Below are 25818 nucleotides of genomic sequence, written 5' to 3'. Positions count from 1 at the left end.
CCCGACCAGGAACTTGTGATGCAGCGAACTCGCTATCTCGCCACCTTGCTCGCGGTGGCCGGCCTCGTGCAGGCCGCGCCGCGCGAGTTTCAGTCCCAGGATGCTGGCACCCGTTACGGCGGGGCCATTGCCGGCCAGGACTGGGGCCGGCCGCTGGCCTCCGGCGACCTGGACGGCGACGGCTACGACGATGTGATCGTGGGCGCCTCGAAATCCTGGGGCGGGATTCTGAGCCAGGTGAGCGTGCTGCGCGGCGGACCCGGCCGACATGGTCTGGGCCTCGTCGATCTGACGCAGACCGCCCCCGACCAGACGATTCTCGGCGCGGCGGTCGACGACAACCTCGGCGCTTCGATCGCGACGGGCGATTTCAACGGCGACGGGGTTGCCGACCTCGTGCTGTGTGCCTCCACCGCCGATCTCTCCGGCGTCACTGACCGCGGCATCGCGTACCTGATCTATGGCGGCCCGGACTTCTTCAACCTGGCGGTGCGCGATCTGGCCGTCACCAGCAACTGGAGCCTGCGCGTGCTCGGCCCGGTCGCGGGCGGCGACATGGGCGGCTACAACCTGTTCGGCGGGCTCGACGCGCATGGCGCCGGTTTCGGGAACCTCAACGGCGATGCATATGCCGACCTCATTCTGGGCGTGCACCGCGCGGACGGCGGCGCGACGCAATCCGGACGCGTCTACGTGATCTTCGGTGGACCGTTCCCGCCGGGTTACACGCGCAATCTCGCCGTCGCGACCAGCTACAACGTGCGCATCGACGGCAAGGGCACGTACGACGAGCTGGGCACGTTCGTGCTGGCGGCCGATCTCACGGGCGACGGCATCGATGAGCTGATCCTGCCCAACGAGTACGCCAGCCGGGGTTTGTTCACCTCGGAAGGGGCCGTGCATATCTGGCGCGGCCGGACCACCTGGGCAAACCTGTATCAGTTGACCGTCGCGCCGGCGGACATCACGCTGCTCGGCGCGCGGGCCCAGGACGAGCTGGGCGTGGCGGCTGCGGCGGGAGACTTCAATGGCGACGGGCTGATGGACCTGGTCACGGCGGCGCCGGGGGCGGATGCCGGTCCGCATAACACGCAGCGCGGCGACGGTTTCATCTATGGCCTGCTCGGCTCCCCCACCTACCAGACCGGCACGCTGACCATCAATTACCTGACCGCCCCGCCGGACTTCTTGCTCATTGGCGAGTTCGAGGAGAACCTCGGCGACGAGCTGAGTGCCGGCGATTTCGACGGCGACGGCTACGCGGACATCGCGGCCTGCGAGCGGTTCGGCGGCCCCGCAACCAACGGCGTGGTGGAGGTGCTGTTCGGCCGTGACTTTGACCCGGGCGCGACGTATGTCGCGGCGGTCGATACCGATCTCCGCATCATCGGGGCCGCGCAAGACCGGATCGGTTTCTCCTTGAGCGCGGCGGACGTCAACAACGACGGGCTGGCGGAGATTTTGTTCGGCACGCCGTTCAACAACGCGGACCGCGGCACGGCGTACCTCTTCACGTACGTGAGTGGCGACGCGGACCACGATCGCGACGTTGACCTGGCGGACATCGCGGCGCTGCAGGCGTGTGCGGACGCACCGCGCGGGTTGGCCGCGCCCTGCCCGCAGTTTGATCTTGATTTGGATGAGGATGTGGATGCGCTGGATTTTGCGGCGCTACTGCCCTACCTGGGTGGCCCGCAATGACGCGCGTGAAACCACGGTGCCCTGGGATGGCGAAGATGTGTAAGTACGTCGCTGCACGTGGCCGGTGCGTTCTGGCGGGGATGGCACTCGTACTGGCCGCGCTGGTTCCCGCCGCGCTGGCCGACGACCGCAGCCCGGCCCTGCGCGGGTTCTGGGCGGATGCCTTCAGCGAGGGCTTCAAGAGCACGTCGCAAATCAACTCCCTGATCAGCCGCGCGCTGACCGGGCGCTACAACGCGATCTTCGCCGAGGTGCTGGCCTACCACGACCGCACGGGCAGCGGACACGGCGCGTACTGGAATTCGAGCATTTTGCCCAAGGCGACGGACATCTCGGGCGGCATTGATCCGCTGGCGTACCTCGTGCAGCAGGCCCACGCCAACGGTCTCGAAGTCCACGCCTGGCTCGTGCCGTACCGCGTGTGCACGTCCTGGCCGCCGAGCGGCAACAGCCTCCTCGCCGCGCACCCGGAATGGCTGATGGTGCCGCTGGCGTACATGGACGGCGGCCCCGCGAAGGTGGACGGCAAGTACGTGCTTGACCCCGGCTCCCCCGATGTGCAGGAGTACCTGATCAGCATCGTGCGCGAGCTGGTCACCAATTACGCGATCGATGGCATCAATTACGACTACATCCGCTATACCGTCACCGACGCGGGCTATCCCGCCGACCTCGACTACACCAGGTCCGGCCTCGCGCGCTTCTGGCAATTGACCGGCTATACCGGCACGCCGGCGCCGACGGGCGTCGTGGTCTGGGACGACTTTCGCCGGCGCACGATCGATGAACTGGTGCGCCGTACGCGGGTGGAGATGGCGGCTATCACGACGAATCCCCGGCAGCCGTTGCGTTTCACCGCCGACCTGATCACCTTCGGCAACGCGCCGAGCAACTTCGCCAATTCGAGTGCGTACACCCTGCACCAGAACTGGAAGTACTGGATGCAGCAGGGCTGGCTCGACGGCGGCGTACCGATGAACTACAAGCGCGAGTACGAGTCCGATGAGGCGCAGTGGTATCGCAACTGGGTCAACGCGGCGATCGGCTGGCGCTACAGCCGGCACATGTACTGCGGCCAGGGCAACTATCTGAACCGCAAGGCCGACAGCGTGACGCAAATGCAGTACGCCCTCAACGCGGGCGCGAACGGCACCTGCAATTACGCCTACGCGGACACGGCCGACGAGGACATGAACGGCTCGCCGGAAGCGGACTGGACGTGGTACACGTACGTCGCCAACAACCTGTTCACCTCCACGGTTGCGACGCCGGCGATGCCCTGGCGCGATCCGGCCACCGCGGTCGAAGGCACGCTCTGGGGCCGCGCGACGGACCCCGGCACGGGTGACCCGATTGATGGCGCGACGATCCAGGTCGGGGCGCTGGCCGCGGTGGAGACGGATGGCAACGGCTGCTTCGTCGTCACGATGATTCCAGCGACCGCCGGCGGCACGGCGTATACCGTGACGGCGTCGAAGACCAACTGCACGACGATCCAACTCACCGGCGTCGTGGTCCTGCCCGGCGACGTGGTCCGGCAGGACATCAGCATGTGCAACAGCAGCCCCGGCACGGGTGACATGGATAACGACGGCGACATCGACACGGTCGACTTGATGCGATTCTTCTTCTGCCTGGCCGGCCCCGACAGCGTCTACGGCAGCACGCACATGTGCGCCCGCGGCGACGCCGACGGCGACCTCGACATCGACATGTGGGACCTGGCGGAATTCCAGCGGAACTTCGGGCAATAGGCGGACTATTCACGCGACGCACAACCCCATGCGGAGAAGGTTCATGCTCGGCAGGCAGGTTATGAGACGTGGCTGCGGGTTCGCGCTGCTACTCGGAACGTGCCTCGGGCCGGCCGGCGCGACCGACGCCTGGATTCGCGTCAACCAGATCGGCTATCTCCCGGCCGACCCGAAAATCGCCGTGCTTTCGAGTGCCGCACCGCTCACCGGGTCGTTCCGCGTCGGCGACGTCACTGCCGACATCGGTTCGGACCAGGGCGGCTGGGGTCCGTTCCAGCATAACTACCGCCTCGACTTCTCCGCGCTGCGCCAGCCCGGCCGCTACGCCGTGAGGTTCGCGGATATCGTCTCGCCGACGTTCGCGATCGGGGACGACGTGTATGCCGGGGTGCCTGAGAAACTGCTCGATTTCATGCGTTTGCAGCGCTGCGGCGACAACCCGGTTACCGGTCGGAAGTGCCACCAGCAGGACGCGTTCGACGCGCTGAGCGGCCGGCAGCTCGATCTGACCGGCGGCTGGCACGACGCCGCCGACCGGATCAAGCACATGATCACCACGTCGTATTGCGTGGCCGCGCTATTTCTGGCCGGCGCGCCCGACGAGGCCCGCTACGGGGCGGCGCTGCTGGTGAAGATTCACCCGGACGCGGACACGCTGTACGTCCAGATCGGCGACGACCGCGATCATGCGCCGCCGGACGGCCTCTGGCACGAGGACCAGACCGATTACGGCCGCGGTCCGGGCGGGCCGCGCGCCGCCTGGCCGGCCACGGGCAAACCGGAGGGGCCGAAGTACAAGAACGAATCGACCGGGCTGGCCAGTCTCGCGGGGCGCATGGCGGCCGCGCTCACCTTGGCCGGCGAACTCGACCGCGCCAAGGCGCTTTATCGCCTTGCACAAGCGAAGCCCGGCTGCGCCATGTCGGTGCCGGTCAAGGCGCCCTATTACTATGGCGAGCGCTCGTTCTACGACGACCTGGAGTGGGCGGCGACCGAGCTGTACATCGCCACCCGGGAGCGCGCGTACCTGGAGCAGGCCCTCGAATATGCTCGGCAGGCCGGCGCGAGCGACTGGATGGGCAAACTGCAGCACGGCCACTACGAGTGCTTCCCCTACGTGAATCTCGCACACTGGCGACTTGCCGCACACGTCGATGCCGACGCACGCCGGCAACTCGCCGGCTACTACCGCGCGGGGCTCGAACGCGTGCGGGCCCTCGCCGAGCAGAACCCCTACCGCCTCGGCACGCCGCTCGTGTGGTGCTCGACGAACGACGTCGTCGCGCTGGCCACGCAGGCGGTGCTCTACGAGCGTATGAGCGGCGATGCGCAGTTTCGCAGCCTGGCGACCGAGGCGCGCGACTGGATCTTCGGCCGCAATCCGTGGGGCGTGTCCTTTGTCCTCGGTGTGCCCGCGGACGGCGACGCGGCCAGCCAGCCGCATCACCTGTTCTTCAAGCTGAAGCGCCAGCTTCCAGTCGGCGGGCTCGTGGATGGCCCGGTGACGAAGGCGATCAATGACGGTCTGAAGTTCTCCGACTTCGGGACCGACCGGCTCGCGCGTTTCCAATCGGACGTGGCCGTGTACCATGACGTGTACGCCGACTTCTCGACCAACGAGCCGATCATCGACGGCACCGTGTCGCTTTTGTTGCTGTTGAACTTGTGGACGGCGCCCTGATCCAACGGGCGCGGCTTCGACAGGAGTCCGCCATGCAGTACACGCAACTCGGCGCGCGCGGGCCGCGCGTGTCCCGGATTGGCTTCGGGGCCTGGGCGATCGGCGGCATGAACTGGGGGCCGACGGATGACGAGGAGTCGCGCCGCGCCCTGCACGCCGCCCTCGACTGGGGCGTCAACTTCATCGACACCGCCGACGTGTACGGGTTCGGGCACTCCGAGGAACTGATCGCGGGTGTCCTGCGCGAACGCGGCCGCGGCGAAGTGGTCATCGCCACGAAAGCGGGCAGTGATTTTTATCACGGCGACGCGGGCGACGATCAGGGCTACGGCCCGATCCGCCCGAACTACACACGCGAGTACTTGCTCTTTGCCGCCGAGCAGAGCCTGCGGCGCCTGAACGTGGACGCGCTCGACATCCTGCAACTGCACAGCCCGGACCGCGCGCTGCTGGAGCGCGACGAGCCGTGGGACGCGCTGGCGACGCTGAAACGCCAGGGCAAGATCCGGCACGCGGGCCTGAGCATCCAGTCGTTCAAGGAGACCGAGCAGGCGCACTTGCTCGCGCGGCACGCCGACCTGCTCGATTGCATCCAGGTGCGCTACAACCTGCTCGAACGCGCCGCGGAGGAGGTGCTCTTTCCGCAGGCCCAGGCGCTCGGCATCGGCGTCATCGTGCGCATCCCGCTGCTCTTCGGGCTGTTGACCGGCAAGTTCACGCGCCAGAGCACGTTCGGCGCCGAGGATCACCGCCGTATGAACCTGTCGCCCGAGAAGCTGGACGCCTACCTCGCGCAGCTCGACAAGCTGGGCCCGACGTTCGACCGCTACCCCGGCCAGACCATGGCCCAGGTGAGCCTGCGCTTCTGCCTGACCCACCCCGCCTGCCACACGGCGATTCCAGGCGCCAAGACGCCCGCGCAGGTGGCGGACAACTGTACCGCGGGTGACCTGGGGCCGCTCTAACCTGGTGCGAGCAGCTCGTCGACGCGTACGAACGTGTAGCCGCGCCCGGCAAGCGTCTCCACCAGTGGACGGAGTTGCACGTGCATCTTGTCCTGCCGTTGCGAACCCAGGTGCAGGAGCAGCAGGAAACCGTTGAGCCCGTGCGGGTCGCGCCGTTCACAGGCCAGAATGCCGTTCAGAATCGTCTCCGACGACACGAAGCCGCGCTGCCCCTCGGGAATCCAGTCCCGGTTCGACCCGCTGCCCGGCGTGAAGTTGAACAGCACAACACCCATCGCGCGCGCCCAACGGACCTGGTGCGCGTTGAACCACTCGTACGGCGGAATGAAGTAGATCGGCCGGCGACCGCGCAGCGCGCCGAATCGGCGCAGCGCAGCGATGTTCCTTTCCAGGTCCTTTCGGAATTCATCCTCCGTCACCAGTAATCGGCCGCGGTCCTCCCACGCGCAGTACAGCAGATGGGCATCCGAGTGTGGCCCGAGGTAATGTCCCTCGGCGACTATGCGGCGGAGCAGCGGCGCGTACTCGGGGTGCGCGATATACGCCCCCGTCACGAAGAACGAGGCCTTGATGCCCGCGGCCTGCAGCACGTCCAGGATATGCGCCGTGCCCTCGCCATAATCGCCGCCGGTAAAAACCAGTGCGACGCGCGGCTGGGAAACGTCGCCGCGTACAATGCCGCCCTGGTCATAGGTCCAGGTCGGTTGCGACGTCGGCACGGCCCGCGACGCCGACGTGCACCCGGCCAGCAACCCGCCGGCGCAACCGAGCAGTGCCGCGATGGGCGACCAGTGTGTCATTCGTACAAAAGGTACTTCGCCCGCCTGGTCCGGAACTCATCCACGCCCTGCCGCCAGAAGGCGAGGATCTCGTCGATCGATTTGCCGTCCGCGAACATCTTGCGGATCTCGTCCGTGCCGCACGCCTTGTCGAACGAGCTATCGCGCTTCTGACCGAAGAACTTGATTTCCGGATAGAGCTGGCGCACGACGTCCATCACGTGGAATTGAATCGGCGTCAGCTCCACCTGCGCGCGGTCCGTGAACAGCACGTGCACGCCGCCGCAGACCTTCTTCGCCAGCCGCCCGTAGTACGGCTGGAAATACGTCGGGCGGAAGAAGACGCCCGGCAGCTTCCGCCCGTTCAACTCGTTGGCGAGCTTCTCCGGATTCAGCTCCGGCGCTCCGACCAGCTCGAACGGCAGCGTGTACCCGACCCCCTCGCTCAACACCTGCAACTCGCCCATGATCCCCGTGGCCGCGTAGTACCACGTCGAATCCGCCCGCGGCACGTGCGGCGACGTCGGGATCCAGACCAGGCCGGTTTGCTCGAAGGACATGCTGCGCTTCCAGCCGATCATGCGGATGACCTGCAAGTCGCACTTCACGCCGTCCTTCGTCCAGCCCTCGCCGTTGATCATCTGGGCCAGCTCGCCGACGGTCATGCCATGCAGGTACGGGACCGGAATCTGGCCGATGAACGACTGGAATTGCAGGTCCAGTGGCCGGCCTTCCATGCGGATGCCGCCCAGCGGGTTGGGTCGGTCGAGCACCACAAACGCGACCTTCTGCTCGGCGGCCGCCTCCATCGCCAGCGCCAGCGTGCTGATGTACGTGTACGAGCGCGCGCCGATGTCCTGAATGTCGTACACCAGCACGTCGAGCCCCGCGAGCATCTCCGGCGCCGGCTTGCGATACTTGCCGTACAGCGAGTGCACCGGCAGGCCCGTCGCCGCGTCGCGGTCGTCCGCGACATCATCGCCGGCCGGCGTCTCGCCGCGCATGCCGTGCTCGGGTCCGAACAGCGTGACGAGCTGCACGCCTGGCGCGGCATGCAGGACGTCGATCGTGGAGCGCAGATCGCCGGTCACGCCCGTCGGGTTCGTGATCAGGCCGACGCGCTTGCCGACCAGCGGCTTGAACCCTTCCGCGATGAGTACATCGATGCCGAGCCGCACGGGGGCCGGCCGGGCGGTCTGAGCCCGTGCGAGTGAAGTCCCCAGCGTGGCCACGACAACCGGCACAATCCAGAGCGAACCGCATGCAGCACGGAGCATTTCAGGTTTCCTCGACGCATCATTTGAGGGACGGTATTCTGGGCGCCGCCGACACGCCGACGGAGAGCGTAACCGGCGAAAAGGACGAATGCGATGGGTTGGCACCGAATCACGCGCTGGGGCGGGGTACTGCTTCTGGGACTGATGGTGACCGCCGTCCGGGCGGAAGACGAAGCGAAGTTGCTGGCTGACGCGCAGACCGCGGTCGAGCAGGGCCGTTTTGCGGACGCCGAGCAGATGCTCCGCGCGGCGTTGCCCGATCCGAACGCGCCGGTCGTCAGTCCGCCCGCTGTCGCGCTGGAGATCATCCGCCGCATCCGCCTGGATTACGCGCTTACGCCGGAGGCGTTGCTGGAGAAGCTCCGCGCCCGCCTGCCGAGCGTCACCGCGGACGACCTCGAGCGCTGGCGGCAGCAGGGCGGTCTGCAGTATCGCATGATCGACGGTGCCGTGCGCTACTTCGTCCGCGAGCCCGGCAACCTGTTCCGCTTCTGCGAGGAAGCGAAGTCCCGGCGCAAGCCCGAGCCCGCGCCCACCGGTTACGAGTTCGATCTCCCGCGCCACATTGCCGGCCTGGTCGCCGCGGCGAAGGATGCCACCGATCCGATGATTCGCCCGGTGCGGCATCACGTGCGTTACGAGCTGTGCGTCAACGCCAACCACCCGCGGGTGCACGCCGGTGCGCAGGTCCGCTGCTGGCTGCCGTTCCCGCAGGAGTATCGCCAGCAACGCGACGTGCGGTTGATCTCGACCGATCCGCCGGGTGCGACCATCGCCCCCAACGGTTGCCCGCAACGGACGCTTTACTTCGAGCAGACGATTACCGATCCGAACACGCCGCCGCGCTTTGCCGCGGAGTTCGAGTTCGTGACCGCCGCCTATTGCCCGCAGCTCGACCCCGCGCAGGTCAAGCCGTATGACACGTCCAGCGATCTCTACCGCGAATACACGGCCGAGCGCCCGCCGCACATCGTGTTCACGCCCGACCTGAAACGCACCGCGGACGAAATCGTCGGCGATGAAACGAACCCGTTACTCCGCGCCCGCCGCATCTTCCGCTGGCTCGATGCCAACGTGAAGTACTGCGCGGAAATGGAGTACGGCACCATCGCGAACATCTCCGACAAGGCATTCACCACGCGCCGCGGCGATTGCGGCGTGCAGGGGCTGCTGTTCATGACGCTCTGCCGCGCCGCGGGCATCCCCGCCCGCTGGCAGTCCGGCTGGGAGAGCCTGCCCAACGGCTCCAACATGCACGATTGGGCCGAGTTCTACGTCGAGCCCTGGGGCTGGTTGCCGGCGGATCCCTCGTACGGCGTGCAGAAGCATGCGGACCCGCAGGTACAGGACTTCTACTGCGGACACATGGACGCGTACCGGATGATCGTCAATCTCGACTACGCCCGCGAGCTGCACCCGCCGAAGGCCAGCTTCCGGAGCGAGCCCAACGACTTCCAGCGCGGCGAGATCGAGATCGACGGGCACAATCTCTACTACAACGAGTGGGACTGGACCTTCGACGTGCAGACCACGCCACTCGAGGGCGGCCTGGCCGCACTGGAAGAGACGCTCGACGCGTTCGTGCCGGCGGTACTGGCGAAAGGCAAAATGAGCGGTGCGGTCATCGCGGTCGGCCGCAAGATGGATACCGGCTTCGAGACGTGGCAGAAGGCATATGGTTTCCAGCGCACCGAGCCGGCGCGGGTGCCCATGACCACGGACGCGATCTTTGATTTGGCGTCCATGACGAAGCCGATCGCGACCGGCACAAGCTTGATGATCCTGATCGAGGAAGGCCGCGTCGGCCTCGACGATCCGGTCGGCAAGTACCTGCCGGAGTTCAACGCCGGCGACAAGCAGGGCGTCACGGTCCGCCACCTGATGACGCACATGTCCGGCCTGCCGCCGTACGTGGATGCGTCTCAGCAAAAGGTCATCAAGGAAAAGGCCGGCTTCCCCTGTCGCGTGGAGATGCGGGCCTACATCCGCAACCTGGAACTCGCCCGTCCGCCAGGGAAGACCGTCGTCTACAGTTGCCTCAACGCGATTCTCTGCGGCGAGCTGGTCGAAGTGGTCTCCGGGATGCCGCTGGACCGCTTCGCCGCCGAGCGCGTCTTCCGGCCGCTGAAGATGACCGACAGCGGCTACAACCCGCCCGAGCAGCTCCGGCCGCGCATCGTTCCGACCACGCAAACCGACTACGGCGCCGGCGATGGCGGCTTTCTGCAAGGGCAGGTGCACGATCCGCTCGCGGCCATGCAGGCCGGCGTCTCCGGGAACGCGGGCCTGTTCAGCACGGTCGGCGACCTGGCGCGCTTCGCCCAGATGATCCTCAACGCTGGCGAGCTCGACGGCGCGCGCATCCTGAAGGCACAGACCGTCCACGACATGACCCATGTGCAGAATCCCGACGGCGTCAACGCCAAGGGCGTCCCCGACCGACGCGGCCTGCTGTGGGACATCTACGCGCCGGACCGCGGCGATCAGGGCGTCGACGCGCTCTATGCCGTCGGCCACACCGGCTACACCGGCACGGCGATCCGCTTCTATCCCGAGCAGGGCGTGTACGTCATCGTGCTGGCCAACCGCGTGCATCCCGACGACAGCGGCAAGGTCGATGCGCTGCGCCGCCAGACCTGGAACGCGGTCGGACAAGTGCTGATGAACGTATCTACGCCGGCGAAAACGAATGAGTAAGGTGCCTGCAATGATTAACGAGTGGGACCTGTCCGCGACCAACTTGCATCGCATCGCACAGCGCAAATACGAGGTCGCCGTGCTGCCGATCGGCGCGACCGAAGCGCACAACCGCCACCTGCCCGAGGGCGAGGACGCGCTCGATACCACCTACATTGCCCGGCGGTGCTGCGAAACCGCTTGGCCGCAGTGCCAGTCGGTTATTTGCCTGCCCGTCATTCCGTTCGGCGTGGACTGCAACTTATCCGAATTCCCGCTTTCGATTCACGTCGCGCAGAGCACGCTCGACACGCTCGTGCGCGACATCATCACCTCGCTGCATCGACACGGCATTCGCAAAATCGTGCTCGTCAACGGCCACGGCGGCAACGACTTCATCCCGCTCGTCCGGCAGATCCAGTGCGATTTGCCGGTGCATGTCTTCCTATGCAATTGGTGGATGGTTGGGCTCGATCAATACAACGCGATCTTCGAGGCCCGCGACGATCACGCCGGCGAGTTCGAGACCTCGGTTGCCCTGGCCCTGCACCCGGAGCTGGTGGAGCGCGACGCGGCCGGTAGCGGTCACTTCCGCGCGTTCCGGTTCGAGGCACTGGAAAAGGGCTGGGTGCGCACCAGTCGCGATTTTTCGCGGCTGAACGATCACTGCGGCGTCGGCGACCACTCGCGCGCCACGGCGGACAAGGGTCGCCGCTACCTCGATTTGACGTGCGAGCGTCTTACGACCTTTCTGGTTGAGCTGGCCCAAACGCCCATCGACGAGACGTTCCCGCAGGTGCCCTGACGCTCACTTGGTTGGCGGCACGTCCAGATCGAGCTGCAGGGTCTCGCCGTCTTTGAGCTCGACGACCCTGGATAGCGCGGATACGTACACATGCAGTTCTGGCCGGTGCCGGCCGACGGTCAGCGTGTAGCGGCCGGGCGGCAGGGCGCGCAACCGGTACTCTCCGCCGGATTGCCGCACGCCGCAGTACGCCAGCACGAAATCTCCGGGGCCGGGTCGCCCCATGTCGGGCCAGCGATCAGGGCCGGGCTTGGACGCGATCCGCACCACGCAGTCGGGCTCGTCGCCGGTGAACTTGACCGTGCCGCGTACTTCACAAGTGCCGCCGACTTCCATGTCCAACCGCGTGGTCTCGCCGGAGCGTAGCTGCACCGCGGCGCTGCGATAGTTGCAGCCATAGCCCTCCGTGTAGTCGCCGCCGGGGAACCAGACCGTGTAATCCCCGTTCGGAAACTGATCGAACCGAAATGCGCCGTTCTCGTCAGACCCCAACCACTTGTCCGCGATGACGATCGCCACGCCGCGCGGCGCGCCGTCCAGCGTGGTTCGGCCCGTCAGCACCGCCGGCCCGACGAGTTTGCATTCCAGCGGGTTGTCCCGGCTGGCTGCGACCGGCAACGTGAAGCGCTGCGCGCCGAACCTAGCGGCACGCACGATTACGGTGGCTTCGCCCGCCGGCACGTTCGAGATCGTGAAGTTGCCGTCCGCGCCGCGCTCGACCTGAACCTGCGGCCGTTCCCAGACCGCGCCGCTATCCGGCAGCCGCACGCTTGGTACTTCGACCTCGAAGTCCGTGACGGCCGCGCCGGTCCGCGCGTCCCGCACCATCCCGGGGATGCTCCCCTTGTCCGGCATGACCAGGTTGAGGTCACGCGTATTCAGCGGGACATTCAGCAGCGCCAGCCCCTCATGGCCGAAGTTGACCTTGAAAGATGTCAGGCCCGTACCGTCCAGGCCTTCGATCCGAAACTCACCCGCGTTGTTCGTTTCGGCGTACCAGGGAAATCCCGTGCAGATGGAGGTCGCGACGAATAGCCGCGGCACCGGGTTGCCCCGCGCGTCGCGCACCCGCCCGGAAATGGCGAATTCTTCCGCCGGATTGATCCGGATCTCGAAACCCGCCACGCGCGCCCCCGGCTTGACGTCGACCACGCGGCCTGCGACCGGCACCTGGAACATGTGCCAGCCGTTCGGCGGCGCCCCGTACACGATTATCGCGTACTCGCCCGGATAGACATCCGGCAGCTCGAAAGCACCGTTCGCGTCGGTCGCCACACCGTCCGGCTTCGTCTTCGCCGCGTACTCGGCCCCGGGTGCCGACGCTAGCTCGTCGTTGAGCCGCGAGAAATCCAGCATGCGCGCCGGCCGCGGCCTGCCGTGCGTGTCCACCAGCCGCCCCGAGATCTGCCCGCTCGCCGGCCGGCGCTCCAGTACGATGTCAATGCCGGTGATCGTGTTGCCCCGGCTCGCCGGAAACGGCCCGCGATCATCCCGCTCCTGCACCTCGGAGCTACCTTTCTCCGCGGTTTCGTACTGACGCATGATCGTCAGCAGTCGCCGGGACGCGGCGAGCACTTCCTCTGTCACTGTGGGAAACCGTGGGATGCTCCCGCGACCCTGGATGAAGCCTGCGGCATCGACGCGCACCACGGTGTAAAACGAATGTCCATCCAGCGTCGGGTCGCCGCCGCAGAGGTACCCCGCCGTGCGCCACACGTTCGGCGGATTCAGCCCGCTCAGTTCGTACATGCCGTCCGCGCCCGATGTCGCCGACACGACATGGGGAACGACCTCGTCCGACGGAGACTCGGTAATCTCCTGGATGCCGGTGACCTTGGCCCCGGCGACCGACTGCCCATCGGCATCCACGACCCGCCCGCGTACGGTGATGCGGTCCGCGTACAGATCGAGTCGCGCCTCGCAGTTGCCGGCCCAGAGCGTAATCCCGGTCTTCCCCGTTGCCATGCGCGGTTCCCCGGTTGCGGGCGGCCCGGTGGGCGCCGTAGCGGAGAGCTGATACTCGCCGAACGGCAGACCCGTGAATTCGAATTGGCCATTCGTGTCGCTGACGGCGGCGCGCGTCAGCGCAGCGCTCTGCAGCGTGACCAGGGCGTTGGGTACCGGACGCGGCTGAAATATGCGTTCGAGGGTAGGTCTGAATTCCTCCAACTTTCCGGAGGCCGCTGCCTGCTCAAGCAGCGCGAAATACTCCGCGGAGTAATTCGGCGTGGCGTCCACCACTGTGCCTCGGAGGTCGCACTTCGCTGGAGGTTGCGGCGCAACCGGCACCGGTTCGATGCTGAACGTGAACTGCGTGGGCTGACTCGCGAGCAGCGCCTTGGACCCGATGGCGCAGAAGCTGTGCCCGATCGGGAGCACGCCCTCGGCCGGTGCCGTGTTGCCGGCACTGTCAGCTTGCAGAACCCGCTGGGTATGGCCGACGCGTTGACCCTGCGCATCGGTGAGTTCAATCCTGACCCGGTAGCATTCCGGCGACTTAGCGCGTAACGTGCCATTGATCTGGCATTCGAGCTGATCGTCGTGGGTCCCGAACCGAATCGACTGAATGGTCACGGCATCCGGCTGCTGCTCCGGGCCCACGACCAGGTCAAGCAGAATGTCCGCGTCGAGCTCGAACGGCCCAGCGCGACACAGCGTTCCGCGCGAACCGAGCTTGCGCGTGCCGATCTCGTTCAGTCCGGCCAGCTCCTGTTCCTGCACGAGAGCTGCGGCCTGCGTCTGGGCCTCCTGCCGCAAGGTGCGGGCCCGGTCCGAGTTGGAGACCGCCAGCTCGGGCGAGAAGGCCAACTCCAGCACGGTGCTGGTGCGGTCAGGGACCGACTGGACCAGACCGGGCAGTGCCTCCCACGTGGTCTCCTGCCCCTCAAAGGTCAGTTTGTCGCACCCGATCACCAGTCGGACATAACACGCGTGTACGCGGTTTGGCAGTCCATCTCGCGCCAGGCAGATCGGTAGGACACAGATGGGACACAGTGCAAGATATGCGCATGGCTTGAAGCGGCTCACATCAAGTCTCCTTCACGACGTGTTGCGCCTTTGCGCCCCACCGTCATACGAGCCGATCGGCCAGACAGTTCGTGTCGGATGTCAAACCCAGGAATATTCCAGTGGGACCGATTACCGGTCGATTCTCGGGCGGCACTCTCAACGGGCACGCACCGCGCCCGGTGCGAACCGCACCGCCGCCGCAAACGGATTTCGCCACACGCGACAGAACACTTCCCCTGCCCGTTGATACCCCGGCCGTGACCACTCCGCAGCGGTGCTGTACGCGTGTTGCCCATCGGCGCCAACATATTCGTATAGCGGCACAGTCGTCACCGACTCCACAGTGCTTTCGGCCGGCAGCACGTAGCAGACCGGCGCTTGCGCTGCCGCCGCAGCCGGATCACCCAGCGCCAACCCGTTCGCATTGGCATACACCGGCACCGTCCCCGGCGCCGCGCGGTCGCACGCGAAAAACGCGATCGGCGGTTCTGCCGCGCCCTTCGGCACAGCGCTGCACGTCGCAAACCGCCGGCCCGCGCCCGCCTCAGAGATGTCATACACCGGCACCGGCAGGGTCAGCCGCGCGTCCGCCAGGTCCAGCTTGTACATGATCTGGTTGTATTCGTAGAACGGCGTCGGCGTCGGGTTGCCGGAGAACAGGATCGTGTACGTGCCTTCAAAGTACACAATTCGGTCGTTGTCCTTTGCGAACTGCGGATGCTGGTTCGGGTTGTAGAAGCTGTACGTATCGTGCGTAATGACCTTGCGCGCATAAACCCACGGCCCGACGGGCGTATCCGCCTCCGCGTACCACAGCTCGCCCAGCACGGACGTGCCGAACAGCTCAGTCGCGATCAGCACCCACCGGTTGCGATAGCGATTCCAGTAAGTCGATCCGCCATGAATCTGCACGGCCTTGCCCGTGTCGGCGTCCCGCACCTGGAGCAGGGCTTCCTCCGGTTTGAGCACCTCTGCCTTGACCAGGTCCGCCTGTTCACGCGGCCCCAGGAACGGCGTGTTCTTCTTCCATCCATAGCGAATTGTGCCGTCCGCCGCTCGGTCAATCTGCTGATCCGCCGCGCGCGTGCCCTCTTTCAGGCAGGTGTACGATTCGCACGCGGCGACATCGAGAAAGTGCTGCCGGTCGGCCCGCACGCGTGTGAGCAGCACCGGCTTGCCGAAGTAGAGATACTCGCCGTCGTCCGTCGCGGCTCGCACCGGGTGTCCGCCTGGGCACGCCGGCGCGTCCTTGTCGAACTGCGCGATCTTCACGAACTCCTGCTTGTCGTCGTCGAACTCGACGAACCCGCGCTCGTAGGTCTCCATGTTCTGCCGGACCTTCGCGTAGCCGGCCAGCAGCCGCTCGCGTCCGGTGTCATCGGGCAGCGCCAAGAGTGAATCCAGCCACGTCGGCCCCTCGCCCGGCACCGGCGCCATGCCCTTCGCGAAGCCCTTGGCGTCGACGAAGTACGTGAGATTCACGCCGACGTCCGGGTCGAGCCCACCGTCGGCCGGCAGCCGCGACGTGGCCCCGCTCGCGTTGAAATTCCCCAGTGGGTACGCCGGTCGCCCCGTGTCGCCCCAGATCCACCATAGCCGCCCCTGGTACACCGTGTTGAGCACGCTGTCGGAGCCGCAGACCAGCCCGTTGATCACTGGCTTTTCAAGCGGCACGGGCAAACCGAGCAGCACGCTGTCGCGATAGATGCCGGTGCCCGTGATGCGGTACAGCCGCTCGGCGATGTTGATGCGCTTGACCTTCAATTCGGCACTGCCTCCCGGCGTAACCGCGAGCGTCTTGCCGGCGTAACCAAACCCGTCCTTTGGATACTCGTACCCGTGGCCCTTGACCAGGAAATGCACGTCGGTGTCCATCAGCCCGGGCTCGTAAAACGCGACTACGCCATTGCTGTCGGTGTAGTAGCGCGCGTTGTTCGTCGTGCTCAGCTCGATCAGCGGCACGCCGCGCCCGGTCTGCTCGTCCACCACGCGGATCTGAAAGTACTTCCCCGCCTGCGGCTCGTCCCCCGCGGCAGCAGAGACGGAGTAACTACCAAGACACCAAGACACCAAGAAAACAGGTATCAATCTGGCTGGCAGCCGCAATCCTGCAATCTTCCCGGCCCGCGCACCACCGCTCATGTGATCCATACTCAAGCCTCTTCTTGGTGCCTTGGTGTCTTGGTGGTGAGCCCGCGTCAGCGCGCCGCGGCGTTGAATTCGGCCACCGCTTCGATCAGCGCGAGGTAGTTCGTCGCCGACACGTAGCTCGGAATGCTGTTCCCTGAGCCGCACGCGTACCCGCCGCGCGGCGCCACGTGCTCCAGAATCGCGCGCGTGCGCTGCTTGATTTCGGCCTCCGTGCCGGCGGACAGCAGATGCACGTCCACGCCGCCCAGCACCGCGATCCGCTCGATCCAGCGATCATAAAAGCATTCGACCGGCTCGATCGCATCCTCGAAGCTGTGCTTGGCATCGATCCCAGCGTCCACGATGGCCGGCATCACCGTCGCCGTGTTGCCACACGTGTGCAGGAGCAGCGGCCGCCCGTGCTCGTGCGCCAGTTCCGCGAACCGCCGGTACCAAGGCACGATGTGCTCGGTCAGCCACTTGGGCGACAGCAGCGGACCATGCTTGTGCCCGAGGTCATCACCGAGCCAGATCGCGCACACCGAGTCCATCCGGCAGTATGTCTCGAACACGCCGTAGATGATCTGCCCCACGCGCTCGATGACCGCCGCGACCAGCGCCGGCTCCCGCCGTGTCGAAGTCATCAGCCGCTCCATGCCGAGCAGGTCCATGGAGAACTCGAGCACGCCGCCCGCGAACCCGATCAGCGCCATGCCGTCGGGCAGGATCTCGGTGGCCGCCTCCAGTGGCCCGAAATCCACGTCGCGCACCGTCGGCCAGGCGTAGCATTCCACGTCGTCCAGGCTGCCGATCGGCCCGCGGTGCTCATCGAGCCACTCGCGCACGCCGCGACTGACGCTGGAGTTGTCCTGCCCCTGCAAACGCCGGACGCCGAACGGAATCGGCGCGGAGACCTTCACCACGTCATAGCCCAGGCGGTGCTGTACGCGCACCGCGCGCTGGTTCGCGATGCGCAGGTCGGCCCGCGGGTTGCCGGTCGCGACGGGCGGCTCCGCCAGGAGGGTCGTCACCACCTCCGGGTGCACGGCCAGCTCGATCAGTGGAATGCGGTCCGGCCGCTCGCGCCGCAGGACGGCGAGAAAGCGACGATAGTCGGGCTCGGGCTCGGGCAGACGCTCGACGCGCGGGTGCATGCGGCCACTCCCGGTGCTGGGTCGGCTGGTAGTATAGCAGCTTGGGGAGCGGCGGGCGCGGCCGCGCGGTCAGCGCCAAATCGCCTGGCTCGGCAGCGGCGTTTGTGGGTTCACCGTGCCCGGAAAGCCGTACAGCAGCTCGAAGCCCATCAGCGTCAACGTCCGGGCCGGCACCCCCGTGGCGTGCCCGTCGAAGAACAGCGTGTTTGTTGCGCCGTCGGACTTGTCTTGTCGGATACGGGCGCATGCGGCGCTGCGCTCCCACGTCGTGGTAAACACGTAGCTCTCCGGCGCGTGCCGGCCGTGCGGGGCGAAGCCTGGCAGGGCCTCGCCTGACCAGGCTGACTGGAACGGCCCTTCCTGCTGCAACTCCGGAAACGCGGGATTGGTGCGTGGCCGGTACCACGCGTCGGCGATCATCCATTCCTGGCCGGGGTGCGCAATGCGGCCCCAGTGTTGCGGCGGGTAGCGCAGCATGTACTCGTGTTGCGTGGGCTGCGTCGGCGAAAGGCTGGCATATCCGAAGTAAAACGGCGGTTTCGTTGTGCGGTAGTGGTTGATCGGTCCGCCCTCGTCCAAGTTCAGACCGACGTTGTTGAGCACGTAGTGCGTGGGATAGACGGTCCGGTTGGTCGCGTGTATGAACCGCGCGAAATTGGCGTCGGGGTTCAGCTCGGCCTGCACCGGACACGTGCTGAGGCGCTCCGCCGCGTCCTCCCCCAGGATATTGCCCAGTACCCGCCGGAACTGAAAAGGTCGCATCAGCACCGGCATCTGGTCGATGTCGCCATGGGAGATCGCGGCGTGCAGCGGCCCCGGCAGGATGCTGCCGTGGTCGTCCGCGTACTGCCGGACTGCCACGCCCAGCGCGCGCAGGTTGGCCAGGCACAGGGCGTCTTTCTCGCGTTCGCCATCGATCGCGAGCGCAGGCACCAGGAGCAAGAGGAATGCACTCAGCGCCCCCGCGGTTGCCACCAGCTCCGTCAGCGTGAATCCCCGCCGCCGCGGTTCCTGGATGCGTTCTCCGTGCATCGCTGCGCCCCTTTCGGGCGCTGCATACACATTCAGCGCCAAATCGCCTGGCTCGGCAGCGGAGTATACGGATTCACCGTGCCGGGGAAACCATAGAGCAGTTCGAGTCCACTCCGGGTGAGCGTGCGCGACGGCACGCCCGCCGCATGTCCGTCGAAGAACAACGTGTTCGTGGCGCCGTCCGACTTGTTCTGGCGCACCTTGACAATGCCAGCACTGCGGGCGCTTGAGCCGGTGAACACATAGCTCTCGGGCGCGCTCCGGCCGTGCGGCGCGAAATACGGCAGCGCCTCGCCCGTCCAAGAAGTCTGCAATGGGCCTTCCTGTTGGAGTTCGGGCAGCGACGGATTCGTGCGCGGCCGATACCAGGCGTCGGCGATCATCCACTCTTCAGCAGGTTGCGCAATCTGCCCCCAGCGTCTCGGCGCGATCGTAACTTCATACGAGGGAGGCGGGGCCTGGAGTCCGAAGTAGGTCGGCGGATTCGTAGTGCGCACTCCGGGTGCGGGTCCACCGGAGCCGTTCGGTCCAACGTTGTTGAGCGCATAGTGCACCGGACGAACGTCCCTCGACGTGAGCTGGAAGAACGTCACGAAATTCGCGTCCGGGTTCAGCGCCGACGCCGTCGGACACGTGATCAGGCGGTCGCCAACATCGCTGCCCAGCACGCTTCGCAGCTTCCAACTGAGTTGCTGTTCACGAAAATACTCTTCGGTCTGCGCCGCGATGTCGTGCGAAACCGCCGGCGAGAGCGGCCCTGGCAACGTGCCGTACTCGTCGGCATACGTCCGCACCGCCATCCCCAGCGCGTGCAGATTCTGCAGGCAAACCGCCGCATCATCCCGGCCGCCCGCCGCCTGCAACGCCGGCACCAGCACCAGCAGCAGCGCACCAATCGCCGCCACCGTCGCCAACAGTTCCGTCAGCGTGAACGCCCGCATCCGCGGCGCGGCGCTCGCCCGCCCATCTCGCTTGCAGCGCTGAGTCGTGTACATCGTTACAGCCCTCTCAGTCTCGCAAACGCGCGCCCTCATCGCCCGCGCGTCTGCCGTGGAAACGCTTGCGGTCCGTCGAACCCCGCCCGAATCACCGCCCAGTCGTCCATGTCCACGTCGCCATCTGGCTCGACGTCGAAGAAGTCATACCCCGGGTCGAGGAACATTGGCCCACGCCCCGTGAAATACGCCTGGAACCCGGCCAGATCGCGTAGATCGATGTCGTTGTCGCCGTCGAGGTCGCCCGGCAGCGCTGTCCCCAGCACGATCGTGAACTCGCCGCCCGCCGCGCTCACCGCCGGCCCGCATTCATACGACCGGATCTTCACACCGCCCGCCTGCGTCACCGGCGCCGGCGGCGGCCAAGTCAGGCTCGGCGGAATGGCCCACGTGAAGCTCCCGGCCGAAATCGGCACCACCGCGTGTCCGGACTGCACCAGCGTGTTGTCCGGCAGGTAGATGTCGAGATAGCCCGCCAGGTTCGCGCTCGTCCACTGGATGGTGTACGACTGCCCCGCGATCCAGGTCTCACCGCCGGTCGGGCTGATCAACGTGAGCGTCGGCGTCACCGATCCGACGATGTCGAACGTCCCGCCCGTCACGTATGTACCGCAACTCTCCAGCGCCAGTTGAATCGTGTAGCTGCCGTCACCGATGTCGGGGCAAATGTCCCACGTGAGACTGCCGGCGGCCGCCGGCGCCCGGCCCAGGACCGCGTAGAACGCACTACCCTTGTACAGCTCAACCACGACGTCGCCATGCGCCACGGAGCTGATCCACGTGACGGTCTGCGTCGTGCCGGCCGTCCACTCGGTGCCGGCGCTCGGATTGGTCACGACCAGCACCGGCTCGGTCGCGCCCGTCAGCTCGAACGCGGCATCGCTCGCGTCCGCCACACTCCGCCCGCCGTCCGACCAGCGCACCTCGATCCGGCAATCCGTGGTCACGGGCACGCAGGGCAGGAGCGACCAAACGAACTGGCCATCCGCCATCGGTGCGGAGCCGATGTACTCGTACCCGGATTCATCGTGGTTCAGCCAGATTTCGATGTCCCCCGCGGGCGACGTGCTGTCCCACGTGATCGTCTGCACCGTGTCGGCCGTCCACACTTCGCCGCCGTTGGGCGCGGTGACCGTGATCGTCGGCAGTGGCCGCGAGTCGGTGACCGCGAACGGCCCGTCGCTGAAGTCCTCGCGCGCCGGCCCGCACTCATCCACCCAGGTGAGCCGCACTGTGTAGTCGCTGGCATCACCGAGGTAGGGTGGCACGTCCCACGTCAGCTCCCCGGCGCTCATCGGTACGTGTCCGACAAACAAGTCGCGCTCACCGCCCTGATACAACCATGCCGCCACGTACCCGCTCGGGTCCGTGCTGCTCCAGGTGATCGTCTGCGTCTTGCCGGCGACCCACGATTCCCCGCCGTTGGGGCTGGTCACCGCCAAGGTCGGCACCGGCGCGGAGCCCGTGATCTCGAATGGCGCGTCGCTGTCGTCTTCCGCTGGCGTCGGTGAGTCGGTGATGGCGATGTGGACTGTATAGTCCGCCCCGTCACCAACCAGCGGACACACCAGCCAGTCGTAACTGCCGTAGCTCGACGACGTGGTGCCGATGTAGGTGTAGAACGCGCCGCTCTTCCAGAGCGAGATCTCCGCGCTGAACGGCCAGCCGCCGGTCGGCGTCCACGTGATCGTCTGATACGTGCCAGCCGTCCAGACCTCCCCGCCGTTCGGTGACGTGATCGTGATCGTCACATCGCGATCCCTTGCCGGCGGTTCCTGCCCGAACGCACCGGCCGACAGCACCAGCAAGACGACAACGGTTTGGCCGACGGTCGTGATTGCCCCGTGTGCGTGCATGGCAGGCCCTCCGAACAAGCACACCCTATTCTACCGCGCGCGGCAAGTCGCCCCACGCATCCGCGCGGCACACCCACCCACCGTGCGCCCACGCTCACCAGGGCACGTTTCAGGAGTGAAATGCTGCGTGTCAGCCGCGCGCCGTGCGCGGCACGCTACAGTCCGAAGGACTGCTGAAACAGCGTAAAATCCGCCAAATCGACGTCGAGATCCGCATTGAAGTCGAACACGTCGCCGCCGGCTGGCGGGGGACCATTGTCCGGCCCCACGATGCTCGGCTCGATCCGCAGGAAGTCGTCCCAGTCGACGTCGCCATCCACGTCGTAGTCGCCGGCGAGCCAGGTGCCCAGCGCGAAGTTCGCCTCGGTGAACCCGGCGCGCTCGACCAGCACCGCCGGCCGGGCCACTTCGGTGTAGCCGTCGGCCACGGCGCTGAGTGGAACCAGAGTGCCATCGGCGGCCGCTGTCAGCTTGGTGAGGATGTAGTACCCGTTTCCGTCAGTCGCGACGCTCGCGACCCCGTTGATCTTGATCGTCGCGTTGTCGATTGGCGTGCCGGTGGCGCCGTCCGTCACGCGGCCGTACACCGTGCCGTCGGTCGCGGTCTCCGGATCGCGCCAGGTCATCGTGGGCGTCGGCACCGGCTCGGTGAACACGTTAGCTGCGACATACGGGTACCAGCTCGACCAGGTTTCTCCGCCGTCGTTCGTCGACGCGTACGAATACGTGCAGATCCCGTCGGCGCCCGCGTTGCGCGCGTAGAGCAGTTGCGTGCGACTGTCGGCAAACGTATTCATGTAGATACCCGGGCCGATGAACGTGTGGCGGTTGTAGTTGTTCGCCCACATCACCGAGTTGTCCACCCACTCGCGATACGTCGTTGGGTAGGAGTTCTCGTCGAAGTACGACATCGGCACCGTCGCGTCCAGGTAGCCCATGTCCTGCCAGAATTCCCAGTCGCAGAACACCTTGTACGGGTTCGTCTCGTGAAAGTCGGTGTTGGCCGGGTACCACGTCACGAGCGCCGCCGTGTGTCGCAAGGGCTGCCGCGGGTTCACGCAAGTCGGAACCTCGAACATCGCCCGCCGGACGAACTCGGTAATCGTGCGCCGGCGGAAGTCATTCCAGGACGGCTCATTCGGCCCGGGAACGCCGACGTAGCCCGTGATGTTCTGGAAACGCCGGAGCGACGAGCCGGCGTAATTGGTGTCGGCCGGGTAGCCCGCGTCGGTCTGCGTATAGCGGATGTAGTCCCAGTGCACGCCGTCGATCTCGTAGTTCTCGCACAACTCGCGCACGATGCTCATCAGGTAGTCCTGCACGCCGGGTGAGCCGGCGTCGAACGTGTAATAGCTGCCGACCTTGGCCACCGTCCCGATCGACGCCTGCGGCACCATCAGCCATTCCGGATGTGCGGCCACCAGCGCGTTGCCGCTCGGCGGCCACACCGCCGACACGCGGAACGCGACCAGCCAGCAATGCACTTCGAGGCCGGCGGCGTGGGCCTGCTGCACAAGGTACGCCAGCGGATCAATGCCGCCGGAGATGTCGGTCGCCTTGGGCACGATGCTCGAATTCCAGTAGGCCCCGTGCCCGCTGCCCGTCTGATCCTGGAACGCGAGCACTTCGGGTACGATCGCGTTGTAGTTGCCGGCCAGCGCCCACCCGATCATCGTGTCGATCTCGGACGTGCTCTTGTAGCCCTGGTGAAACGCATCCGCCCAGAAACCGCGGAATTCCGGCGGCGTCGGGCCCTGCTCCACGAACACCGCGGTCACGGTCTTGCTCTCGTCCATCGTGACGGTGGTCGAAGCCGCGGACGGATTGGCCACCGGCGCGCCGGCCGATACCTCCCAATGATGGAAGTCGTAGCCCGGCGCTGGCGCGGCAGCGATGGGCACGATTGCGTTGAGGGCCTGTGGGTACGGTCCGCCGACGGCGGGGGTGGTCGTGCCCGTGCCCATCGGACTAACCGCCATCGTCAGCTCGACGTCGCCGGTCGTGAGCAGGAAACGTACGGCGTCGGCAATCACGACCGAGGCGTTCGCCTGGTTCGTGAGCGTCACGCGGCCGGTCGTGCCGGCGTCGAACTCAAACGTTCCCAGGACGTTCCACTGTCCGCCGTTCTGCCGCTGGTTGACCGCGAACGTCTGGGAGCCGTTAGCATAATGCACCGTGAACGGCGCGTTGTTCGCCCGGTTGCTGCCCTGCGGGTAGTAGATCGCCACCTCGTAGAGGCCGGCGGCGGGCAGGTTGGGGCGCCACTCCACTTCGCCAAACGCGGCCCCGGTCGCGGTCGTCAGTCGAAAGCGGTAATCGTCGCCGTAATGCCCCGCGGCCGTCGTGCCCGTGTCCCACACCTCGGCGAGGACGCTGAAGCCCGCGTCGCTGTTGTCGATAACGATCTGGGCGCCGGCGGAGGCCGTGAGCAGGCCGCACAGTCCCAGGACGATGATCCACTGCGTCCGCCCCCAGGTTCCACGGGGTCGCTGCATGTTGGCTACCTCTTCATTGGTGGCATGTTGCGGTGCCCTGCGGGCGCGGCGCACACGCGGCGGGCACCGACCTTAAGAACGCTTCCGTCTCCACACAACTCGCACCCGGCCGGCGTGCCGTGCGGCGCGCCGCCGTGCCTTCAGCTTACCGTTTTCTGCGCGGGAAGCAGCGCGAGATTCAATTAATTCGGAGACCGTCCTATATCGCGCACCCCTGGACCGTGCGCGTCCGCTGAGGGTCCAGCGTACTGGCACTGATAATGTAATCCATTATGCGACATTGAGTTGCAATTATCGCCCTTTGACGCGGCGGGCAGCCGGACACATCCCGGAACGCATGGGTGTGCGGCGCGTTTTTCCTTGTTCGGCGCGAAACACGGGAGTATACTGTAACACAGCATCGCTCTGCGGTGCATCGGGGTGGCGCAGTGGCTGCGGCTCGGAGGACGCGGCCAACAACGGGAAGGAAGCGTTATCTCGGCGATAACGCGCAGGAGCGGCTGCGGGCGTGCGTTACGCTCGAGTCAAAACGGAGTCTTCGAGGTTCAAGTCGAAGAAGCCCGGCGCATCCGGCGACTGACAGCGAGGAGAATGTCGGACCGGCGATGTCGGGGCGCGTCAAACACCCAGTAGGAGGAGATGTGACATGCGCAACGTGTTGGGATTGGGATTGATTCTGGCTCTGGCGTCGATGGCGTCGGCCGAGGTGATCTGGTTCGACAACTTCGACTCGTATGCCGACCAGGCGGCGATGGATGCGGTCTACACGCAGATTTACCCGACGGTCCCCGCTCTGCTCGACCAGGCGAAGGGCTACAGCGACGGGCAGTCGGTCCACTTCGGTCTGGTAACGAGCAACAGCCAGCGCCGGATGTACAAGAACCTCGGCCAGGAAGTTGACGGCACCGACGTTCAGCCTCTCAAGATCGAGTTCTGGACGGATCTGGACACGCTGATCTGGAGCACGCGGCAGTACATCGAGCTGCGCGGCTACACCGGTGCCGGCTACAACGACGGCACGCTCCAAGACATGATTGCCCAGGGGTACACCTCCAGCGGCGTCGATACCACCAAGATCAACGGCCGCGTCCTGCTCGGCCCGCAGGCCGGCTGGTTCAGCTACAACACCGCCAAGTCGCTCGAGTGGGTCAAGCTGACCGCGCTGATCAAGACGGACACCATTGAGTTCTACGTCAACGATCAGTTGGACAGCACGAAGCAGCGCGCTCCCGGCTACACCTTCGACTGCGTAGTTATCGGCTCCGGCCTGAGCAGTGCGGGCGCCGACGTTTGGTTTGACGACCTCACGATCGAAATCGTCCCCGAGCCGGGAATGCTCTCGCTCGTCCTGGTCGCAGGTTTGTTCCTCCGCCGCCGCTAGACCGGCTGGACCGGAGATCGAAACTGGTTTCGGAGCCCCGGCTCGTAACGACCGGGACCGTGACCCGTCCCATAGTCAAGCTGGCTCGGTTTTTGACCGTTCTAGATGATTGATGGCAGATTGCATAA

16 protein-coding genes are annotated in these 25818 nt (G+C 66.2%); 7 read left to right on the top strand and 9 right to left on the bottom strand.

The window, feature by feature from the left end:
- Positions 1-18: 18 nt before the first annotated feature.
- From KA383_01715 to KA383_01700, 4 genes are all read left to right on the top strand, one after another.
- The gene (locus KA383_01715) at positions 19-1701 is read left to right on the top strand and encodes an FG-GAP repeat protein (protein MBP7744818.1); all 1683 of its coding nucleotides are present in this window, start codon (positions 19-21) and stop codon (positions 1699-1701) included.
- Positions 1702-1727: 26 nt separating this feature from the next.
- Complete coding sequence (locus KA383_01710; protein ID MBP7744817.1) at positions 1728-3455, top strand: family 10 glycosylhydrolase; 1728 nt, start codon at positions 1728-1730, stop codon at positions 3453-3455.
- A gap of 61 nt (positions 3456-3516) precedes the next feature.
- Positions 3517-5136, top strand: coding sequence for a glycoside hydrolase family 9 protein (locus KA383_01705; GenBank protein ID MBP7744816.1), 1620 nt, complete (start codon positions 3517-3519; stop codon positions 5134-5136).
- Between the two features lie 32 nt (positions 5137-5168).
- Positions 5169-6101, top strand: coding sequence for an aldo/keto reductase (locus tag KA383_01700; GenBank protein ID MBP7744815.1), 933 nt, complete (start codon positions 5169-5171; stop codon positions 6099-6101).
- On the opposite strand, the gene KA383_01695 is transcribed toward KA383_01700, so the two are convergent.
- Both KA383_01695 and KA383_01690 read right to left on the bottom strand, forming a co-directional pair.
- Complete coding sequence (locus tag KA383_01695; protein MBP7744814.1) at positions 6098-6901, bottom strand: polysaccharide deacetylase family protein; 804 nt, start codon at positions 6899-6901, stop codon at positions 6098-6100. The two genes, KA383_01700 and KA383_01695, sit on opposite strands and share 4 nt — an antisense overlap.
- Positions 6898-8157, bottom strand: coding sequence for a DUF1343 domain-containing protein (locus KA383_01690; protein MBP7744813.1), 1260 nt, complete (start codon positions 8155-8157; stop codon positions 6898-6900). Before KA383_01690 ends, KA383_01695 begins: the two co-directional genes overlap by 4 nt.
- A 93-nt stretch (positions 8158-8250) precedes the next feature.
- On the opposite strand from KA383_01690, the gene KA383_01685 reads away from it, so the two are divergent.
- Together KA383_01685 and KA383_01680 are read left to right on the top strand one after the other, a co-directional pair.
- Positions 8251-10854: a serine hydrolase gene (locus KA383_01685; GenBank protein MBP7744812.1), complete on the top strand. Its 2604-nt coding sequence runs from the start codon at positions 8251-8253 to the stop codon at positions 10852-10854.
- A gap of 10 nt (positions 10855-10864) precedes the next feature.
- Positions 10865-11638, top strand: coding sequence for a creatininase family protein (locus KA383_01680; protein MBP7744811.1), 774 nt, complete (start codon positions 10865-10867; stop codon positions 11636-11638).
- Between the two features lie 3 nt (positions 11639-11641).
- Here the strand turns inward: KA383_01680 and KA383_01675 are convergent, their stop codons facing one another.
- The 7 genes from KA383_01675 to KA383_01645 all read right to left on the bottom strand — a co-directional run bounded on the left by KA383_01675 (position 11642) and on the right by KA383_01645 (position 24309).
- Entirely contained in the window at positions 11642-14551 is a 2910-nt protein-coding gene (locus KA383_01675; protein ID MBP7744810.1) for a carboxypeptidase regulatory-like domain-containing protein, read from the bottom strand.
- A 252-nt stretch (positions 14552-14803) separates the two neighbouring features.
- Positions 14804-16720 (bottom strand): hypothetical protein, encoded by a 1917-nt coding sequence (locus KA383_01670; protein MBP7744809.1) that lies wholly within the window; start codon positions 16718-16720, stop codon positions 14804-14806.
- Between the two features lie 125 nt (positions 16721-16845).
- Entirely contained in the window at positions 16846-17931 is a 1086-nt protein-coding gene (locus tag KA383_01665) for a hypothetical protein (protein MBP7744808.1), read from the bottom strand.
- Positions 17932-18000: 69 nt separating this feature from the next.
- Positions 18001-18963, bottom strand: coding sequence for a type II secretion system protein (locus KA383_01660; GenBank protein ID MBP7744807.1), 963 nt, complete (start codon positions 18961-18963; stop codon positions 18001-18003).
- A gap of 32 nt (positions 18964-18995) precedes the next feature.
- On the bottom strand, positions 18996-19958 hold the full coding sequence (locus KA383_01655) for a hypothetical protein (GenBank protein MBP7744806.1): 963 nt from the start codon (positions 19956-19958) through the stop codon (positions 18996-18998).
- Between the two features lie 35 nt (positions 19959-19993).
- The gene (locus KA383_01650; GenBank protein ID MBP7744805.1) at positions 19994-21814 is read right to left on the bottom strand and encodes a hypothetical protein; all 1821 of its coding nucleotides are present in this window, start codon (positions 21812-21814) and stop codon (positions 19994-19996) included.
- Between the two features lie 155 nt (positions 21815-21969).
- Entirely contained in the window at positions 21970-24309 is a 2340-nt protein-coding gene (locus KA383_01645; GenBank protein MBP7744804.1) for a family 10 glycosylhydrolase, read from the bottom strand.
- A 646-nt stretch (positions 24310-24955) separates the two neighbouring features.
- Between KA383_01645 and KA383_01640 the strand changes: the two genes are divergently transcribed.
- Entirely contained in the window at positions 24956-25690 is a 735-nt protein-coding gene (locus tag KA383_01640) for a hypothetical protein (GenBank protein MBP7744803.1), read from the top strand.
- The last annotated feature ends 128 nt before the right edge of the window (positions 25691-25818 follow it).

It is taken from the genome of Phycisphaerae bacterium, assembly GCA_017999985.1.
Taxonomy (GTDB): Bacteria; Planctomycetota; Phycisphaerae; order UBA1845; family Fen-1342; genus JAGNKU01.
The sequence above is the reverse complement of the archived record's forward strand: the minus strand, read 5'-3'. Positions and strand labels throughout refer to the sequence as shown.

Bases quoted from the DNA above. Each gene is read 5' to 3' on its own strand.
- KA383_01715 (MBP7744818.1), top strand. From the start codon at position 19: ATGCAGCGAACTCGCTATCTCGCCACCTTGCTCGCGGTGGCCGGCCTC.
- KA383_01710 (MBP7744817.1), top strand. From the start codon at position 1,728: ATGGCGAAGATGTGTAAGTACGTCGCTGCACGTGGCCGGTGCGTTCTG.
- KA383_01705 (MBP7744816.1), top strand. From the start codon at position 3,517: ATGAGACGTGGCTGCGGGTTCGCGCTGCTACTCGGAACGTGCCTCGGG.
- KA383_01700 (MBP7744815.1), top strand. From the start codon at position 5,169: ATGCAGTACACGCAACTCGGCGCGCGCGGGCCGCGCGTGTCCCGGATT.
- KA383_01695 (MBP7744814.1), bottom strand. From the start codon at position 6,901: ATGACACACTGGTCGCCCATCGCGGCACTGCTCGGTTGCGCCGGCGGG.
- KA383_01690 (MBP7744813.1), bottom strand. From the start codon at position 8,157: ATGCTCCGTGCTGCATGCGGTTCGCTCTGGATTGTGCCGGTTGTCGTG.
- KA383_01685 (MBP7744812.1), top strand. From the start codon at position 8,251: ATGGGTTGGCACCGAATCACGCGCTGGGGCGGGGTACTGCTTCTGGGA.
- KA383_01680 (MBP7744811.1), top strand. From the start codon at position 10,865: ATGATTAACGAGTGGGACCTGTCCGCGACCAACTTGCATCGCATCGCA.
- KA383_01665 (MBP7744808.1), bottom strand. From the start codon at position 17,931: ATGCACCCGCGCGTCGAGCGTCTGCCCGAGCCCGAGCCCGACTATCGT.
- KA383_01660 (MBP7744807.1), bottom strand. From the start codon at position 18,963: ATGCACGGAGAACGCATCCAGGAACCGCGGCGGCGGGGATTCACGCTG.
- KA383_01655 (MBP7744806.1), bottom strand. From the start codon at position 19,958: ATGTACACGACTCAGCGCTGCAAGCGAGATGGGCGGGCGAGCGCCGCG.
- KA383_01650 (MBP7744805.1), bottom strand. From the start codon at position 21,814: ATGCACGCACACGGGGCAATCACGACCGTCGGCCAAACCGTTGTCGTC.
- KA383_01645 (MBP7744804.1), bottom strand. From the start codon at position 24,309: ATGCAGCGACCCCGTGGAACCTGGGGGCGGACGCAGTGGATCATCGTC.
- KA383_01640 (MBP7744803.1), top strand. From the start codon at position 24,956: ATGCGCAACGTGTTGGGATTGGGATTGATTCTGGCTCTGGCGTCGATG.